The sequence below is a fragment of the Methanoculleus sp. MH98A genome (genome assembly GCF_000691865.1).
Taxonomy (GTDB): domain Archaea; phylum Halobacteriota; class Methanomicrobia; order Methanomicrobiales; family Methanoculleaceae; genus Methanoculleus.
In genome coordinates this window covers 23,924-41,493 of sequence record NZ_JMIO01000008.1, presented here as the reverse complement: position 1 = coordinate 41,493, position 17,570 = coordinate 23,924, and the positions used below count along the sequence as shown (strand labels likewise).

The 17,570-nt window shown below is 62.1% G+C and carries 19 protein-coding genes; 6 read left to right on the top strand and 13 right to left on the bottom strand.

The window, feature by feature from the left end:
• Positions 1-63: 63 nt before the first annotated feature.
• Positions 64-2,322, top strand: coding sequence for a bifunctional alpha,alpha-trehalose-phosphate synthase (UDP-forming)/trehalose-phosphatase (locus EI28_RS01670; protein ID WP_048112117.1), 2,259 nt, complete (start codon positions 64-66; stop codon positions 2,320-2,322).
• On the opposite strand, the gene sepS is transcribed toward EI28_RS01670, so the two are convergent.
• The 8 genes from sepS to EI28_RS01630 all read right to left on the bottom strand — a co-directional run bounded on the left by sepS (position 2,297) and on the right by EI28_RS01630 (position 9,977).
• The gene (gene sepS / locus EI28_RS01665; protein ID WP_048112116.1) at positions 2,297-3,892 is read right to left on the bottom strand and encodes an O-phosphoserine--tRNA ligase; all 1,596 of its coding nucleotides are present in this window, start codon (positions 3,890-3,892) and stop codon (positions 2,297-2,299) included. The genes EI28_RS01670 and sepS overlap by 26 nt on opposite strands.
• Positions 3,889-4,782 carry a 4-demethylwyosine synthase TYW1 gene (gene twy1 / locus EI28_RS01660; RefSeq protein ID WP_048112115.1) on the bottom strand — a complete coding sequence of 298 codons (894 nt, stop codon included), beginning with the start codon at positions 4,780-4,782 and terminating at the stop codon, positions 3,889-3,891. The genes sepS and twy1 overlap by 4 nt, the downstream gene beginning before the upstream one ends.
• Complete coding sequence (gene argS / locus EI28_RS01655) at positions 4,763-6,427, bottom strand: arginine--tRNA ligase (protein ID WP_048112114.1); 1,665 nt, start codon at positions 6,425-6,427, stop codon at positions 4,763-4,765. Before argS ends, twy1 begins: the two co-directional genes overlap by 20 nt.
• The gene (gene prf1, locus EI28_RS01650) at positions 6,427-7,698 is read right to left on the bottom strand and encodes a peptide chain release factor aRF-1 (RefSeq protein ID WP_048112112.1); all 1,272 of its coding nucleotides are present in this window, start codon (positions 7,696-7,698) and stop codon (positions 6,427-6,429) included. The genes argS and prf1 overlap by 1 nt, the downstream gene beginning before the upstream one ends.
• Positions 7,699-7,806: 108 nt before the next feature.
• A complete protein-coding gene (locus EI28_RS01645; RefSeq protein ID WP_048112110.1) occupies positions 7,807-8,301 on the bottom strand; it encodes an NUDIX hydrolase in 495 nt (164 codons plus the stop codon).
• Between the two features lie 2 nt (positions 8,302-8,303).
• Positions 8,304-8,972, bottom strand: coding sequence for a 7-cyano-7-deazaguanine synthase QueC (queC, locus tag EI28_RS01640; protein ID WP_048112108.1), 669 nt, complete (start codon positions 8,970-8,972; stop codon positions 8,304-8,306).
• Positions 8,969-9,577, bottom strand: a complete 609-nt coding sequence (locus EI28_RS01635) for a radical SAM protein (RefSeq protein ID WP_048112106.1) — start codon at positions 9,575-9,577, stop codon at positions 8,969-8,971. The genes queC and EI28_RS01635 overlap by 4 nt, the downstream gene beginning before the upstream one ends.
• On the bottom strand, positions 9,564-9,977 hold the full coding sequence (locus tag EI28_RS01630; protein ID WP_048112104.1) for a 6-carboxytetrahydropterin synthase: 414 nt from the start codon (positions 9,975-9,977) through the stop codon (positions 9,564-9,566). Before EI28_RS01630 ends, EI28_RS01635 begins: the two co-directional genes overlap by 14 nt.
• Positions 9,978-10,149: 172 nt before the next feature.
• Between EI28_RS01630 and EI28_RS01625 the strand changes: the two genes are divergently transcribed.
• From EI28_RS01625 to EI28_RS01615, 3 genes are read left to right on the top strand one after another with little or no spacing between them, the layout of a single operon-like run.
• Positions 10,150-10,578 (top strand): 30S ribosomal protein S12, encoded by a 429-nt coding sequence (locus tag EI28_RS01625; RefSeq protein ID WP_011845039.1) that lies wholly within the window; start codon positions 10,150-10,152, stop codon positions 10,576-10,578.
• A gap of 5 nt (positions 10,579-10,583) precedes the next feature.
• A complete protein-coding gene (locus EI28_RS01620) occupies positions 10,584-11,192 on the top strand; it encodes a 30S ribosomal protein S7 (protein ID WP_048112103.1) in 609 nt (202 codons plus the stop codon).
• 30 nt (positions 11,193-11,222) lie between these two features.
• Positions 11,223-13,415 (top strand): elongation factor EF-2, encoded by a 2,193-nt coding sequence (locus EI28_RS01615; protein WP_048112102.1) that lies wholly within the window; start codon positions 11,223-11,225, stop codon positions 13,413-13,415.
• Positions 13,416-13,515: 100 nt separating this feature from the next.
• On the opposite strand, the gene EI28_RS14340 is transcribed toward EI28_RS01615, so the two are convergent.
• Complete coding sequence (locus EI28_RS14340) at positions 13,516-14,061, bottom strand: hypothetical protein (RefSeq protein ID WP_048112101.1); 546 nt, start codon at positions 14,059-14,061, stop codon at positions 13,516-13,518.
• 159 nt (positions 14,062-14,220) lie between these two features.
• On the opposite strand from EI28_RS14340, the gene EI28_RS14335 reads away from it, so the two are divergent.
• A complete protein-coding gene (locus tag EI28_RS14335; protein WP_197018455.1) occupies positions 14,221-14,562 on the top strand; it encodes a hypothetical protein in 342 nt (113 codons plus the stop codon).
• Here the strand turns inward: EI28_RS14335 and EI28_RS01605 are convergent.
• Entirely contained in the window at positions 14,549-15,019 is a 471-nt protein-coding gene (locus EI28_RS01605; protein WP_231476531.1) for a protease inhibitor I42 family protein, read from the bottom strand. The genes EI28_RS14335 and EI28_RS01605 overlap by 14 nt on opposite strands.
• A 218-nt stretch (positions 15,020-15,237) precedes the next feature.
• Here EI28_RS01605 and EI28_RS13870 point away from each other — a divergent pair, with 218 nt between their 5' ends.
• Entirely contained in the window at positions 15,238-15,873 is a 636-nt protein-coding gene (locus tag EI28_RS13870; protein WP_155937211.1) for a hypothetical protein, read from the top strand.
• Between the two features lie 3 nt (positions 15,874-15,876).
• Here the strand turns inward: EI28_RS13870 and EI28_RS01595 are convergent, their stop codons facing one another.
• The 3 genes from EI28_RS01595 to EI28_RS01590 all read right to left on the bottom strand — a co-directional run bounded on the left by EI28_RS01595 (position 15,877) and on the right by EI28_RS01590 (position 17,566).
• Positions 15,877-16,467 (bottom strand): class I SAM-dependent methyltransferase, encoded by a 591-nt coding sequence (locus EI28_RS01595; RefSeq protein WP_048112098.1) that lies wholly within the window; start codon positions 16,465-16,467, stop codon positions 15,877-15,879.
• 133 nt (positions 16,468-16,600) lie between these two features.
• On the bottom strand, positions 16,601-16,777 hold the full coding sequence (locus EI28_RS13305) for a DUF1059 domain-containing protein (protein WP_082223046.1): 177 nt from the start codon (positions 16,775-16,777) through the stop codon (positions 16,601-16,603).
• Positions 16,778-16,858: 81 nt separating this feature from the next.
• On the bottom strand, positions 16,859-17,566 hold the full coding sequence (locus EI28_RS01590; RefSeq protein WP_048112097.1) for an ABC transporter ATP-binding protein: 708 nt from the start codon (positions 17,564-17,566) through the stop codon (positions 16,859-16,861).
• Positions 17,567-17,570: the final 4 nt, after the last annotated feature.

Sequence of the window (17,570 nt, the reverse complement as noted above, 5' to 3'; positions counted from 1 at the left end):
ACCTTAATTTTGGTTGAGATTCTTTGGGTGCTGATCATATCCTATCGTGAACAGGGTCGAACCATGAAACGGTTACTGATAGTCTCAAACAGGCTTCCGATCAGCGTATCCCGCAAAAACGGCGATCTCCGTCTCCAGCGGAGCGTCGGCGGCCTTGCCACCGGGGTCGGTTCGTTCTACAAATCCTACGAGAGCCTCTGGGTCGGGTGGCCCGGCATGAACATCCAGAAGCAGCAGAACGAAGAGCGGGACAGGATCGTCGATGTGCTCAGAAAAGAGCAGTGCCATCCGGTCTTCCTCTCCCCGTATGATATCCGGCACTACTACGATGGGTTCTGCAACAACACCCTCTGGCCGCTCCTCCACTACTTCAACCTCCATGCAGAGTACGACCCGAAGACATGGCAGGTCTACCAGCGGGTGAACGAGAAGTTCTGCGACGCCGTGATGGAGGTGGCCCGGCCCGACGACACCATCTGGGTCCACGACTACCACCTGATGCTCCTCCCGCAGATGCTCCGGGAGCGTCTCCCCGATGCCGAGATCGGCTACTTCCACCACATCCCCTTCCCGTCGTTCGAGGTCTTCCGGCACCTGCCCTGGAGGGAAGAGATCCTCTCCGGCCTCCTTGGAGCGGACCTCATCGGGTTCCATACCTATGGCTACGTCCGCCATTTTCTCTCCAGCGTCCGGCGTCTTCTCGGCCACGAGCATACCTTCGGGGAGGTCAGAACCGGCACGCGGGTGGTGCGAACCGACCTCTTCCCGATGGGCATCGATTACCACCGGTTCGCCGACTCCGCGGGCAGTGCTCCTGTCCAGAAGGAGATCGCCCGGATCCGGCAGATGTACGGGAAGCGCAAGATCATCCTCTCCTTCGATCGTATGGACTACACGAAGGGTATCCCGCTCCGGCTCGAGGCGTTCGACGCGCTCCTCGAGAAGAAGCCGGATTATCAGGGTAAGGTCTCCCTCGTCCTCGTCGCCGTCCCGTCCAGGACCGGCGTCATCAGTTACCAGGTGTTGAAGAAACGGATCGACGAACTCGTCGGCCGGATCAACGGGAAGTACGGGACGACCGACTGGATTCCCGTCCGTTACTTCTACAATTTCCTCCCGTTCGAGACGCTGGTGGCGTTCTACAGCGCCGCCGATGTCGCCCTGGTGACGCCGCTCCGGGACGGCATGAACCTGATGGCGAAAGAGTACGTCGCCACCAGGACCGACGGCACAGGCGTCCTCATCCTCTCCGAGATGGCGGGGGCGGCCGAGGAACTCGGCGAAGCAATCATCGTCAACCCGAACGACCGGGACGAGGTGATCGAGGCGATCGAGACGGCGCTCGCCATGCCGGAGAAGGAACAGATCGAGCGGAACCGGACGATGCAGAGGAGGTTGATGCGCTACGACATCGAGCACTGGGTCGGCGACTTCCTCACACGCCTCGGCGACGCCCGGGTTGTCCGGGTCGAACGCTCCGAACAGGTCGTCACCCCCGCTATCAGGGACGAGCTGGTCTCCGACTACGCTGCCGGCAAGGATCGTCTCCTCCTCCTCGACTACGACGGCACCCTGGTGCCGTTCGCCGCAAGGCCGCAGAAGGCGGTTCCCGGTGAGGCAACCCGGGAAGTGCTCAAGTCCCTCGCCCGCACACCGGGAAACGAGGTGGTGGTGATCAGCGGCAGGGACCGGTCCACGCTGGACAACTGGTTTGGGGAGCTGGATATCGGGATCATCGCCGAGCACGGTGTCTGGGTCAGGGAACGCTCCGGGGAATGGCGGATGCCCGAGCCCCTCTCGGACGAGTGGAAAGGGGAGATCTACCCGCTCCTCGAACTCTACACGGATCGCACGCCCGGCGCCTTCATCGAGGAGAAGGACTACTCGCTCGTCTGGCATTACCGGAGAACCGAGCCGCTGCTCGGTGCGCAGCGGGCGAAAGACCTCAAGGACGACCTCCTGCACCTGACGTCGAACCTGAACGTCGGGGTCATGGACGGGAACAAGGTCATCGAGATCAAGAACAACGTCGTCAACAAGGGCAGAGCAGCGCTGAACTGGGTGTCCCGGCACGCCTGGGACTTCATACTTGCCATCGGGGACGACCGGACGGACGAAGACCTCTTCGAGGCGGTGCCGCCGGAAGCCTACTCGATCAAGGTCGGGCTCGCCCCGAGCAGGGCCCGGTTCAACCTGGTTGCCCAGCGGGACGTGCTGCCCCTCTTGAAAATGTGCATCGAGTGCGACAAAAAAGGCGTTTCCGGGAAAAAAGAGAGGCCGGGGCGAGAGAAGAGCGTTATTGAGTCGGCTGCTCCGGGATGACGGACCTGACCGTCAGGAAGACCGGGCCCCGGAGATCCACCTTTTTGTTGTGGTCGGTGACGTACCGCATCGCGTACTCCTCGATGCGCAGGTTGACGTCGGAGGGGAGTTTCGACATCTTCACCTGGACGTGGGCCTCCTGTCCGCACCGCGCCGCCTCCTCGATCCGGGCGGCGGCGAGGCTCGATACCGCATCGAGGTAGGTGATGCCGGTGGAGACGCCTTCCTGCCGGACGGTCGCCCACTTCTCGATGTCCGGGACACCGAGGACCGAGCCGTCGTGGACGAAGACTTCGTTTGCGCAGGCAGGACCGCAGAGTTTCGTGTTGGACTCGGGCTCCTCGACGATGACTTCAACCTCCCTTCCCGCAATCTCGCCCTTCCACGCGGTAAAGGCGCACGGTCCCGGCGCGGTTGCGTGCTCGGCGGCCGTGGCGCGGATAGCCTCTGCCATCCGCTTCCCGGCCGCGGATACCGGTTCTTCGCGGAGGTGGACGGCGCCGGCGATCTCGCGGTCGGAGATCCCCTGTGGGAAGAACTGCGGGTAAGTGAGCTGGCGGACGTCGTTTGACTGGTAGGCGATCATCGCGAGCCGTTCCACCCCGAGGCCGAGGTTCATCACCGGCACGCCGATCCCGTACTCCGCGAGCGCCGAGGGCGAGTAGATGCCGAACGTGGCGACCTCGACCCAGCCGAGGACCGGGTGGCGGGCGTAAACCTCCGTCTGGGTCTCGGGCATGTAGTATTTCGACCGCTTCTCGTCGGGCTGGAACCGGAACTCCGTAAACCCGAACGCCGAGAGGAGGGCTTCGCTGACGGCTTTTCCCTCCTCGAGGGTGACGTCCTCTCCCGCGACGATGCAGGAGGCCGAGTGGTAGGTCATCAGGCGGGTGGGCCCCTCCTCCTGCTCCCGCCGGAAGCACCGGTCGATCGAGAAGAGCCGTATCGGGAGGTGGCGCTTCTCCCAGAGGGAGGAGAGCGTCAGGAACCAGCCGCTCGTCATGTGGCTCCGGAGGGTGTTGCGCGACGACTCGGGAGCCAGTTCCCGGAACTCGGGGAAGACCGCATCCAGGATATGCACCACGGCGGCGTCGTCGGCTTCGAGGACGCCCGCGAGTTCGTGCGCCAGTTCGTCGCCGTCGATCGTTCCCTTCTTGTAGCCGTGGAGGGTCTCGCGGAGTTTCTCCTCGGCCCCGGGCGGGACTGCACGGCCGAGGATGGCCTCGATCTCCTCAAGCTGCTTTCGTGCAATCCCGACGTTCGGACGGGGCAGCCCGCCGAGGTAGAAGACCCGGTCGAGGACGGCCATCGCCTCAGGCCCGAATTGCCGGTAGATGTCCGATTCTTCGACGATCAGGGGGTTGATCGCCTCGTCAAACCCCATCGCGAGGTAGGTCTCGCGGAGCCGCTGCACGATCTCGAAGATCGGGTGCGGTGTCGCCCGGGTGTACCTCAGCCGGGGGTACGTGCCGGAGACCCCCGGCGGCGTCAGCACCGACGGCCCTTCGTGCCATGCGTGCTCGAAGTCCTCTCTCGCCCTCTTTTTGAACTCTTCCACATCGAATCTCATACGTCTCGCTCCAGGCAGACGACCCGGCTCACCGGGCTCTCGTCCCTGATACTATAATCGCAGTGTTTTGCAATAAGCTCTGAAAATGCCCTCACTTCGCGGTGTTCGGGCATCTGCGTCCTCTGCAGTCGATTTCTACTGTACCCCAGATACATATAACCCTTTACTTCCACGAACCGGGCGCCGGAGTCCTGGTAGATCGCCGCATACCGCTCGGGGGAGAAGTCGTTGTAGCCGCGCACCACCGTGGTGCGGATGGCCGACCGGCGTTCCCGGAGTCCGGCGAGGCTCTCGTGAATCTGCTCCCAGTAGTCCTCCCTCGGCCGGCAGAGGGCAAGATAGGTCTCCCGGTCGGGAGCGTCCAGCGAGACGTAGGTCTGGTAGGGCCGGCACCGGGCGAGGACGTCGGGCCGGGTGCCGTTCGAGACGAGGAACGTCGTATATCCGTCCGCGTTGAGGGCATCGACCAGCTCCGGGAGGCGCGAGTAGCAGGTCGGCTCCCCCGAGAGCGATATCGCGACCATCGTGGGGTCGAGCGCCTCCGCGAACCGTTCCGGCGCGACGTAGGGGGAGACCTTGTAGCCCGAGAGGGCCTTCTTCTGGACCCGCCGGAGGTTTGCGACGATGACGTCCGGCGGGCATTCCTCCTCCTCCACGACCTCGTGCTCGAACGATCGCCAGCAGAAGAGGCACTGCTGGTTGCACTTGAGAGTCGGGGTCATCTGGACACAGCGGTGGCTCTCGATGCCGTAGAACTGCGCCTTGTAGCACATCTCGCCACCTTTGAGCGCCCGCTTGTTCCACATGCAGGGTTTTACGGCCGCCGAGGAGGTCGGGGTGATGAACTGGTAGCCCTGCTTTTTGAGGGCCTTACATGCTTCTGAGTGCATCGATCCCGAGAGTCTCGAGGGACTCCTGTAAGGTGTTCCTGACCGCGTCCACGAGCGCGAGGCGGCTGTTCCGGGTCTCGCCCTCGCTCTTCAAGACCGGGTCGTAGTGGTAGAAGGCGTTGAAGAGGTCGGCGAGTTCGCGGGCGTAAGAGGCGAGCAGGTGCGGGCGGAGTTCCTCCACGGTCTGCTCGATGACGGCCGGGAACCGGGCGAGGTGCCTGGCGAGCGCGACCTCGTGGTCGGTCTCAAGCGTGTAAGCCCGCTCGAACTCGCCGGCCTTCCCGAGAATGCTGCAGGCCCGGGCATGGGCGTACTGGATGTAGGGCCCGCTCTGCCGCTCGAAGTCCAGTGCCTCCTTCCAGTTAAAGACCGTGCTCTTCTCCGGGGAGACCTTCACGATGTCGTAGCGGATGGCGGCGATGGCGACCGACTTTGCGATCGAGCACCGTTCCTCCTCGGGGAGTTCCGGCCGGCGGGTGGTTACCTCGTCGAACGCCTTCGCGGTCACTTCTTCTATCAGCGCGTCCGCCGAGACGAATTTGCCCGCCCGGGTGCTCATCGAGCCTTCGGGGAGGGAGACGAACTCGAAGAAGACAATCTCGGGCGGCTTCTCGCCGAGGAGTTCGAGGGTGGCCCGGAGCTGGGCGCCGATCAGTTTGTGATCCGCCCCGAGGACGTCGATCAATCGGTCGTAGTTGCGTCCCTTCCAGGTGTGGTAGGCGAGGTCGCGGGTGCTGTAGACCGAGGTGCCGTCGCTCCGCCGGAGGATGTACTTCTTCTCGAACCCCCGTTCGGTGAGGTCGACCCAGAGCGTCTCGTCCTCGTGGGCCTGCGGCAGCCGCCGGACCTGCTCGACGATCCGGTCGACGTCGCCGATCCGCACAAAGTCGCTCTCCCAGACGAACCGGTCGTGGTGGGCGTTTAAGGCCGCGAGGGTCGCCTTGATCCCCTCCGCGCAGAGGGAGACGGCTCTGCGGAACTTCGCGACGGTCTCGGCGTCGCCGCGCTCCACCTTCTGCATGAGGCGGTCGATCTCTTCGGTGATGGAGGGGTTCTTCTCGATCTCCCGGTTCGCCGCGACGTAGACCCGGGCGACGTAGTGGTCTTCCTTCTCGCCCTCCTCCCGGGGCATATCGAGGTGGTCGAACCCCCACGAGACGATGGCGATCTGGCGGCCCATATCATTGAGATAATACTGCACCTCAAGCGGGTGCCCGGCCTTGCGGAACGTCCGGGCAAGGGTGTCGCCGATGACGGTGTTTCTTATGTGGCCTACGTGGAGCGGGCCGTTCGGGTTCGCGCTCGTGTGTTCGAGCACGACCCGGCCGGAACGGCGCTGAAGAACCCCGTAACCAGGCTCGATCGCCTCTCTGACGGCTTCGCCGAGAAGCGTCGGGCCGAACCGGAAGTTGACGTAAGGGCCTGTTGCCTCGACCAGAACATCACCGAGTTCGGGGTTCCCCGAGAGTTTCTCCGCGATATCGGCGGCGATCTTCTGGGGTGCCCGCTTCTCAATCTTTGCGAGTTTGAACGCTATCGTCGAGGCGAGATCGGCGTGATCCCCCCCCGTCGTGAGGAGGACGTCCTCTTCACCGGTGCATGCCCGGAGCATGCACTCGATCTGGTGGTATTTCTCCTGATACATCAGTATCCTGTCCTGTAGCGCAGAATTGCAGCGATCCCGCCGAATGCGTTGTAGAGCATCGAGCCTTCTTCGAAATCGTCCGAGATGATCCTGACCTCCGTGCTGGTCTGGTCGGCGAGCTCGGTCAGTTCGTCGATGATATCGGTCTCCTCGGCCACGTAGAGCGATGCACCGTCTTTGGGACAGGTGCCGAGGTCGAGGTCTTTGATATGCATGCCTGGCTCAATACTGATCGTCCGCTCCTCGGTGTAGTCATCGTTCGGGCAGGCGAGTTTCAGCCGGGCTCTCCGGAGTTTGTCGGAGAGGAGGAGGGTATCGACAGCGCCGAGCTCCAGATTCTTCCTGACACTTTCTTCCCCGTAAGCGGCCGCTCCGTCGTCCTTGACCAGTTCCTGGAGGAACCGGTTCATAATGTTCTTCTCCTTGATGATGTCGAGGCCTTTTAAGGCATCCGATGCGTTCTCGACGAGTTCGGCAAGCCCGGACTCATTCGTGTAAGATACGTCGAAGAGCCCGATGATCCTTTTTTGCAGTTCGTGGTGGAGGTAATTGCCGGCCTCGAACTCCTCCTTGGTCGGGGTCGGGCCGCCAATCAGCACGCCTTTGAACCGCTCGAAGAAGTCCTTCTCGGCAAGGAAGACTTCGCTCGCGAGGTCGCCGATCTTCTTGTAGAACTCGTTGATGGCGATCAGCCGCAGCCGCTGGAAACGAACGCTCGACTGACCTCCTTTTCGCTGCTTACCGGGGACTGTCGAGGTTACGCCGCGCACCGGCTCGATCCGGTTGCCGCGGAGAAATCCGACGTAGGCTTCCCGCCGGTCGAGGACGATGAGGCCGTAGATCTCCTTCTCGCCGAGCATCTGCTCCAGCGGCTCGAGTTCGAACGAGGAGCTGCAGCGGTACATGTAGGTGTTGAGCGCCTCAGGCGGCTCGATGATCTCGCACTCAAGGTTGGTGCGGTCGCCGCCGGTGTTGATCGTGCCGCAGAAGATCGCCATGCCGTGCTCCGGCGGGCGCTTATAGTATTTCAGGCGGGAGAGGATGGAGGATATGGCACTCTGGACGTTCGTCCGGGTCTGTTTGCTCTTGATGTTCGCGCACTGCCCGAACTCGTCGCGGAGCTGGGCGGTCACGTCATATATCTGCTTATCCGGAGGAATATAGAGTGTGATCAGCTCGGTACCGCTCCCTTCCTTCTCCGCAAGCCTCTCAAGCATCTTCTTAAATTCGTAGCGCTTTCGCGGGGTGTCCATCTCTTGCGTCTCTTCCATAGGAGTTTCACCAGGCCAGCTGAATGTTGTTCAATTGTCGAAGCTACTATATGTTTCTCTGAGGAAGGGCATAAATCTGCGCACATCCGCCGGTCCCGTGTGCCCCCCTCACCACAGGCACCGGCAGACGAGGCAGATCGTCTTTGCATCGACGATCCTGCCGTCCGCGATCATCGACCCGACGTCCGCGATAGGGACACGGACGACCTCGATCACCTCGTCGTCGTCCATCCCGTAGTCGGAGCATGGGGAGAGCTCTTCGGCCCGGTAAAGCCAGATCCGCTCGTCGGTGTAGCCGGGAGAGGGGTAGATCCAGCCTTTCGGGACGAACGTCTCCGCCTTCATCCCGGTCTCCTCGATCAGTTCCCGGTACGCGGTCTCGTGCGGCTCCTCGCCCTCGTCGATGGTGCCTGCCGGCGCTTCATAGATGTAGTCGTCGACGGCGAACCGGTACTGCCGGATGAGGTAGCAGTCGTCCCCGGCGATAGGGAGGATTGCAACCGCGCCGCCGGGATGGACGACGATCTTCTCCTTCATTTTGCCGTTCGGGAGTGTAAACACTTTCTTCTCGATACTGAGGCGCTTGCCGCGGTAGATCTCCATTGTCACGCCTCGTACGTTATCGGGTCTTCGAGCCCGAGCTCCCGGAACGCCTCCCTCCGGTAGCGGCAGGAGGAGCAGACCCCGCATGCCCGGTCGTTGTTCTGGTAGCACGACCAGGTCTGTTCGTAGGGGACGCCGAGCTCGAGCCCCTTTCTGACGATATCCACCTTGGACATCCGGACGAACGGGGTCATCAGGACGATCCGCGGGTCCGCCGCCGTGCCGAGGTCGACCGCCCGCTGAAACGCCTCGATAAATTCCGGCCGGCAGTCGGGATAGCCGGGGTAGTCCCCGGTCTGGACGCCGATGAATACGGCCTCCGCCCGGCGGGCTTCCGCGAGGCTGGTCGCGATGGCGAGCAGGTTCGCGTTCCGGAAAGGAACGTAGGTGCTCGGGACCCCCTCCTCCTCGCCGGCGTACTCCTCGACCGGGATCGAGGTATCCGTCAGGCTCGATGCCCCGATCGTTTTGAAGTGTTCGAGGCTTATCTCGACGAACTCGAGAGCATCGAGGTTTTTGGCGACGGCGCGGGCACACTCCCGCTCTTTTGCCTCCGTCCGCTGGCCGTAGGTGAAGTGGAGCGCGACGATATCGTAGCCCATATCCTTTGCGACGTAGGCGAGCGTGGTGGAGTCCATGCCGCCCGAGAGAAGGCATACCGCTTTCTTCATTTTACCCCCAGGATCTTATGGAGTTGCAACTGAAACCTCACCGGGAGGTTCTCCTCGACGATGTGGTCCGCGACGGCCCGGTAGTCGGATCCCTCCACCGGCGAGATGAAGACCTCGCCCCGGATCTCGCACCGGCTCATCACCGCCCGGGCGTAGAGGAGGTCGTCCTCGTCCGCCACCACGAACTTGACGCAGTCGCGCGGGGTGATGAAGGCGAGGAGCGAGAGATCGCTCTTCTCGCCCGACGAGGGGCACTTGACGTCCATGCAGATGGAGGCATACGGCTGCATATCGCGGAAGTCGCGGGTGCCGTTTGTCTCGATCTCGACGGTATAGCCGTGCAGGCTGAACTTCTCGAGGAGTTTGAGTACATCCTCCCGCTGCAGAAGCGGTTCCCCGCCGGTGATGCAGATATGCGTCCCGCGGAGCAGCCAGACCTGGTCGAGAACCTGCGTAACGGTCATTTCTTCCCCGCCTTCCCGGGCGTAGGGGGTGTCGCACCAGGCGCACCTGAGGTTGCACCCGGCGAGCCGGACGAACGTGCAGGGCCGCCCCTGGTTCTTTCCCTCCCCCTGGAGGCTCCGGAAGATCTCACTGACGATCATAGGTGCGCTCTGCGTAACAGGTCGTCGACTCCCAGACCCGGATCTTTGCGACACGCGCGTCATGCCCCTGCCGCGCGGCCTCGGCGTCGATCATCTCAGCGATGAGCCCGGTCAGAAGTTCGCTTGTCGGGTCGCCCTCGGTGGTGACGACCGGGTGGAACTCCTCGATGCACGCCGCCATGGGGTCATCCCTGTTCAGGATCACCTGGTGGTCGAACCGCCCGACGACCTCTTTGATGCAGTTGTAGTCGAGAACAATCCCCGTGCGTTCGTCGGCCGTCCCATCGATCCAGACCTCCACGCGCCACTGGTGACCGTGCAGCCGGAAACACTTCCCCCGGTAATGGATCAGGCGGTGGGTCGCCTCGAAAAAAACCTCTTTGTATATCCGGGTATTCATCAATGAAGGTTGCCCGCCAGGATATAATATTATATCAGCTCCCGATCTAATACCTAGGCAGAAGATCGGCGTGCAAGCGGGTTCCACAATATATAAATCCGCAACGCGCGTTGTTTTATAGCACACCAGGAGTTGCTCCTATCCACAAATTTAGCTAATTCGAGGGTATTCGATGGGAAATGGAAAATTTGCAGCCCGAAAACTGAAGCGCGACGCAAATAATAACCGGTGGCATGACACTGGCTACGCGCGACGCCAGCTCGGGCTCGATGTAAAAGCTGACCCCCTTGAGGGAGCACCGCAGGGCCGCGGGATCGTTCTCGAGAAGGTGGGTGTCGAGGCAAAGCAGCCGAACTCTGCGATCAGGAAGTGCGTCCGCGTGCAGCTGATCAAGAACGGTCGCCAGGTGACGGCGTTCGCCGTCGGCGACGGTGCCATCAACTTCATCGACGAGCACGATGAGGTCGAGATCGAGGGCATCGGCGGCAGACTGGGCAGGTCGAAGGGTGATATCCCCGGCGTCCGGTTCGTCGTGACCAAGGTGAACAATGTCAGCCTGCGTGAAATGGTCACGGGCCGCAAGGAGAAGCCGCGGAGGTAAGTAGTATGGTGGAAGTAGAAGCAGGAACTACGCAGCCGGAAGAGACAGGGATGCAGCAGCTCCTCTTTAACCGCTGGGACATGAGCGAGGTGGAGATCCGGGATCCGAGCCTTGCCCGTTACGTGAACCTGCATGCGATGATCGTGCCGCACTCCTGCGGTAAGCTTGTCGGCCAGCAGTTCAACAAGAGCAATATGCTGATCGTCGAGCGGCTGATCAACAGGATGATGCAGACCGAGAACAACACCGGCAAGAAGGAACTTACCATCCGCATCGTCCGGGACGCCTTCGAGATCGTCAACAAGAAGACCAAGAAGAACCCGGTCCAGGTGCTGGTGGACGCGGTCGCGAACACCGGGCCCCGCGAGGAGACCGTCCGGCTGAAGTACGGGGGCATCAACGTCCCGAAGTCGGTCGATACCGCGCCCCAGCGGCGTGTCGATACTGCGCTCCGGTTCATCACCGCCGGTGTCCTGCAGGCGAGCCACAAGAAGAAGAAGAGCGTGAGCGAAGCGCTTGCCGACGAGTTGATCGGTGCGGCGAACGGCGATACCCGCTCGTATGCCGTCTCAAAGAAAGAAGAAAGAGAGCGTATTGCAAAGGCAGCCCGCTAAAACCCCCTATTATTTTTTCGGTGTATTTTCATGACCAGACGAAAGAAGATGGTAGAGCGGGTGACAGCGCTGATGGACAAGCCGGAGCGCATCCGGAACATCGGTATTGTCGCCCACATCGATCACGGAAAGACAACACTCTCGGATAACCTGCTCGCCGGCGCAGGCATGATCAGCGAGGAACTCGCCGGCCGGCAGCTCTTCATGGACTCCGACGAGGAGGAACAGGCGCGCGGTATCACCATCGATGCGAGCAACGTCTCGATGGTCCACACGTACGGCGGGGACGAGTACCTGATCAACATGATCGATACCCCCGGCCACGTGGACTTCGGCGGTGACGTGACCCGCGCCATGCGTGCGGTGGACGGTGCCGTCGTCGTGGTGGACGCGGTCGAGGGTACCATGCCCCAGACGGAGACGGTGTTGCGGCAGGCCCTCAAAGAGGGTGTCCGCCCGGTTCTCTTCATCAACAAGGTGGACCGGCTGGTCAACGAGCTCAAAGTGGACGAGCAGGAGATGCAGATCCGCCTCGCGAAGGTGATCGACAAGGTCAACAAGCTGATCAAGGGCATGAACGAGAAGATGTACAACGAGGGCTGGAAGCTCGATGCCGTGAAGGGCACCGTCGCCTTCGGCTCCGCGCTCTACAACTGGGCCGTTTCCGTCCCCTTCATGCAGAAGAGCGGGGTCTCGTTCAAGGACGTCTTTGAGAAGTGCAACTCCGGCGACATGAAGTGGCTGGGGAAGAACAGCCCCCTGCACGCCGTCCTCCTTGACATGGTGGTCAAGCACCTGCCTGACCCGCTCGATGCCCAGGACCGGCGTATCCACATCATCTGGCACGGCGACTACAATACTCCCGAGGGCAAGGCCATGGTCGCTTGTGACCCGAACGGGCCGGTCTGCATGATGGTCACCGATATTTCGTTTGACCCGCACGCGGGCGAGGTCGCCACCGGCCGTCTCTTCTCGGGGACGCTCCGCCGGGGTACCGAGTGCTACATCATAGGCGCGGCGAAGCGTGCCAACCGTCTCGCCCAGGTCGGCATCTTCATGGGTGCCGAGCGGATCGAGGTGGAAGCGCTCCCGGCAGGCAATATCGCCGCCGTGACGGGCTTGAAAGACGCCATCGTCGGTTCGACCGTCACGTCGCTCATCGAGATGACTCCGTTCGAGTCGCTGAAGCACTACTCCGAGCCGGTCATGACCGTCGCCGTCGAGGCGAAGAGCATGAAAGATCTCCCGAAGCTCGTCGAGGTTCTCCGCCAGGTTGCGAAGGAAGACCCGACGGTGCAGGTCTCGATCAACGAGGAGACCGGCGAGCACCTGATCAGCGGCATGGGCGAACTTCATCTCGAGATCATCACCGGCCGTATCAAGCGCGACAAGGGTGTCGATATCATCACCTCTCCGCCGATCGTCGTCTACCGCGAGACGGTCACGGGTGGGGCAGGCCCGGTCGAAGGGAAGTCGCCGAACCGCCACAATCGGTTCTATATCGAGCTCGAGTCGATGGACCCGGCAATCGTGAAGATGATCCAGGACGGCGAGGTCTCGATGAACCAGCAGGCGCTCGAGCGGCGTGACGCCCTCGTCGCAGCGGGCATGGACAAGGACGAGGCCAAGAACGTCAAGGCGATCGAGGGTACCAACATGTTCATCGACATGACGAAGGGTATCCAGTACCTGAACGAGACGATGGAACTGGTTCTCGACGGGTGGCGCGAAGCACTCCGCGGCGGCCCGCTCGCCGACGAGCTGGTTCAGAACCTGAAGATCCGGCTGGTGGACGTGAAACTCCACGAGGACGCCATCCACCGCGGCCCCGCGCAGGTCATCCCGGCAGTCAGGAGCGCCGTCAAGGCAGGCGTGCTGATGGCCGGCGACTCGCTCCTCGAGCCCGTTCAGAAGATCCAGATCACGGTCCCGAGCGAGCAGATGGGCGCGGCGACCTCGCAGATCCAGGGCCGCCGCGGTCAGGTCTTCGATATGCTGAGCGAAGGCGACACGATGACGATCGTCGGCAAGGCGCCGGTCGCCGAACTCTTCGGGTTTGCCGGCGACATCAGGTCCGCAACCGAAGGGCGTGCGATGTGGAGCACCGAGTTCGCCGGGTTCGAACTGGTTCCCGCCGGCATCGTCGACGAGGTCGTCAAGGCCATCCGCAAGCGGAAGGGCTTAAAGGAACAGATCCCGCGCCCGGACGACTACCTGGCGTAACGAGTATCGATATACCCTCCCTTTTCTTTTTCGCCCGCCGATGGGCGCAATCGTAGCGGTTTGACAAAAAAAGTGCAGGACCGTTCTGCCGCGGATTCGTCTACTGTTTCCGTGCCGCCGCGAGCAGCCCGCAGATGCCGAGTGCGGCAATCGCGATCACTCCCGGGAGCGGTGCCTGCTCCGGTTCCGGTGTCTCCGTGGCCGTCGGTGTCTCCGTAGGCGTCTCGGTGACCTCGGTGACGGTCTCCGTGGCGGTAGGCGGCGGAGCGTGGACGAACACGATGCTGTTCTCATGCAGCAGGCCGTCCGACTTGCTGTACGGGAAATACCGTCCGTAATGCCCTTTGAACGTGTAGACGTTGATCGTGAAGTAACCGTCTTTCGCCACGCCGATAACCCGCTGGATCGACTTTGCGGGGTTGTCATCCTGGTACTTCCGGAGTTCCGTGATTGCGTTGAACGAATCCGCGTCGCGGAGGCCGACGAGGTCGAGGATGATCGGTTCGGCTCCCACCTCGATCGTATCGCCGGGCTGCACCTGTCGCGGACTGGTCTCCTGTGCGGCTGCCGGGACGGCGAGGAGCGCCAGGGAAAGGACCACGAGGATTGCGAGAAGATGTCGCGATGTCAGTTTCTCATATGCCATAGTTCCAAACTCGTTTTTACTATATATATGCATATTGAAATGCGGTCGGGGCTCTCGTTCCTCGTTCAGAGAATTTCCCTGTTTTTAGGCAGTTTTCTGCCAAGGTCCGCGGATTCTTTCTTTCCCGGCCGAATCATTGATGCAGGGAGAGGGCATCCCATGGTGGGATGCCATGAAGGCCGACGAGCCGAATACGGGGGGTTCGCCGGGAGCGGGCGGGTCCTGAAACAGAAGACGAAGAGCCTTCCGGAGATCGCCGCCGTGCCGCTCGGTGTGGCCTCTGCGTTCATCGTCAGGGACCGGAGCGTGCTCCTGGTCGATACCAACCCCGGGGATGAGACGGCGATCCTGGTCGCGATGAGGTCTCCTTCTGGATCTTCTTACCTTCGGGCCGGAACGGGTCTACGCGGCACAAAGGGACCACGGCGGTTTTGCGGCGGTTCGGGAACGGCCGGTGACGGGGAGTGTGCAAAAAGAGGGTGGGCCGTTACTCGATGGTGAAGGCCATCGAGAACGTGGTCTCGTTTCCGGTCGTCTCTTCCCAGGAGCGCTTGTAGACCGCGGTGAACTCGGCGGCACCGGGCTCGGCGGCGAGGTACTGCCATACGTGCGCGCCTCCTGCGCCCACGAGTTCGGTCTCCGGCGCGATGTAGGTGTCGTTCACGTACTCGAGTCCGGTCGACGAGGTGACGTTCCACTCGTAGCCGGTCGTCGGGTTCTCATCAAGGCTGATGGCGATCTCGCTTCCGGCCGGGAGGGTGACGGTTTCGTTGTTGTTCGTCTCGTTAAAGACGTACTCTTCGGCTGCGGCGGGCGTGGGCGTCGCGGTAGTCTCCGGGGTTGGTGTCGCGGTCGGGGTCCCCTCCTCCGCCGGCTGCGACGTGCAGCCGGCACCGAGGAGGCACATTACCAGCAATCCTGCAACCAGGATGCTGCAGATGCTCTTTCTCAGAACCATGCGATAATATCTCCCAGAATTGTTAAATACTTTTCTTAAACCTCTGGAAATGATATTCGGCGCCGGGCCGCATCTTGCTCTATTATTTCGATATTGCCTCCGGATCTGAATTCTATACGTCCCTCAAAAAGGATTCAGGTAGTTTTGGTCACCCGGTATTGCGAAACAGCAATCTATAAATAAGAATCTGTTCATCAGGTCTGCCTGAGGGCATTATTATGAGAAAAATCTCTCCAGCAACGATCCCGGCACTCTTTGCGCTGCTTGCGCTCTGCCTCATGGCAGCAGGCTGTACGGGTACGTCGGATACGACCACGCCGCAGGTGACCGATACAACTCCCTATGAAACCACCCCAGTCACCCCTGCGGCCACGACGGTTCCTGCCGCCGCCGGCACCACAGTCTCCGGGGCCGCAGAGGGAAGCGTAACCGCGGTTTCGTACACGGCGTTGATCCCGTTCCTCCCGAATGCGCCTGCGGGATGGACTGCGGAAGAACCCATAGGGTCGTCATTGACCATCGAGGACGGCCAGTGGACCTGGGCGTCTCGTGACTACAGCAAGGACGATGCCTGGGCGACAATCATAATTCAGGATTCGGCCTACCAGGACGTGGGCTACTGGGAGTCCTGGGACTCGTTTGTTTCGTTCGAGACGACCGAGGGCTACTACAAGCAGCGCACGGTCAGCGGCCACCCGTCCTGGGAGTACTTCAGCAAACCCGACTCCTACGGCACCTGGGTCGGCGTGAACGAACGGTTCATGGTCTACGTCAGTGTCGAAGGCGGATCCAAGCAGGATCTCGACGCACTCGTGGACGCCGTCAACTACGGCGGCATTGCAAACCTGACGTGACCCCTAATTCCCCTTTTTATCTTCCGGCACGGCCGTGACGATGTAGTGGTACGGTCCTGACTCCGCCACCGTCCTGACCGCCAGCCCCGCCTCCGCCATCAACGCCGCCGCATGCTCCGTGCTGAACTTCTTTGCCGTCGGCGGACCGAGAGGGAGCGGCTCCTTCTTCCAGTCCACGTCGACGATCAGGCCGGACCCGGCCGCCATCCGTTCTGCGTTCCGGAGCACCCGGACCGGGTCGACGAAGTCGTGGAGGTCGATGCCGAAGAAGACGACGTCTGCACAGCCGTTGCAGAGAACAATCTCCTCGGCCATCCCCCGATGGAGGACGACGTTGTCGAGCCCTTCGGAAAAAGCCTTCTCCTGCAGGAGGTCGAGAGCCTCAGCGTCGATATCGATCCCGCAGACGCGGCCGCGCGGCCCGACCATCCGCGCCGCCGGGAGCGCGAAGAACCCCTCCCCGCACCCGACGTCGATGAAGGTGGCTCCGGAAGCAAGCCCGATCCCTTCGAGGATGGACTCGGGGTGCTGCCAGCGTCGCCGGGCGGCTTCATCCTCGGGCGAGTGTCTCCGGGAGTGTCCGCGATGCATCATACCGGTCCCGATGGCGTGTACCCTGATGAACCTGCCGTCTTCCGGCAGGAGCGCCGGAGTTCTCCTCGGGGCAGGGTTCCGGGGACACTCCCTGCCGAAAGCCGAAAAAAAGCTTCGGGAGCGCGGGGCTCCCTCACTTCATCGCCTTGCGGAGCTTCTCCTGCACTTCCGGCTGTTCCGGGTTCATCTGGTGGGCGGTCTGGACGTGCCCCTCGATCCGCTTCATCAGCTCGTTCTCGTTCTCCGCCTTCTCCTCGAACTCGCACTCGAGGCCAAGGTCCTTGCACCTGAATGTCTTCATCTCCTGCATGCCTCTCACCGGCCGGGATTGTATGCCGGGAACGAGATAAAAATATCGCCGCCTTTTTTGCTTCGTTCGGGGATGGCGGGGTTACGCCCCTCCACCCGGGTGCGGCTCCTTCCTGCATTCCACCATCTCCCCGATCAGCCCGTCCCGGAGGGTGACGATCCGGCAGAAGTACTCTTTGTGCCAGTCCTCGTGCGAGACCATCACGATCGTCTGGTCGAGTTCCTCGTTTAACCGGGCAAAGAGGTCGAGGATGCTCTTCGAGGTCTGGCTGTCCAGGTTCGCGCAGGGTTCGTCGGCGAGCAGGATGCTCGGATTGTTCACGAGCGCCCGGGCTATCGCGACGCGCTGCTGCTCGCCGCCCGAGAGTTCGCTCTGCCGGTGATCCATCCGGTCGCCGAGGCCGACCCGCCGGAGGATATCGGTGCTCCGCTCGAGATACTCGGTCTTTGACGCCCCCCGGACGAGCGATGTCAGGTAGACGTTTTCGAGCGCGGTGAGTTCCCCGATGAGCGCGTAGTCCTGGAAGACGTAGCCGAGCCGGTTCAGCCGGAACAGTGTTCGCCGGTGGTCGGAGAGGGCCAGGACATCCGTCCCGTCGATCGTGACCCTCCCGGAGGTGGGGCGGTCGAGGAGCCCGAGGATATGGAGGAGCGTCGACTTGCCGCTGCCGCTCGCCCCCATGATCCCGACGAACTCGCCTTTCGCGACCTCGAGCGAGACGCCCGCAAGGGCGCGGACCTCCACCCTCCCCATCGTGTAGACTCTCGTGAGGTTTTCCGCGACGATCACCTCT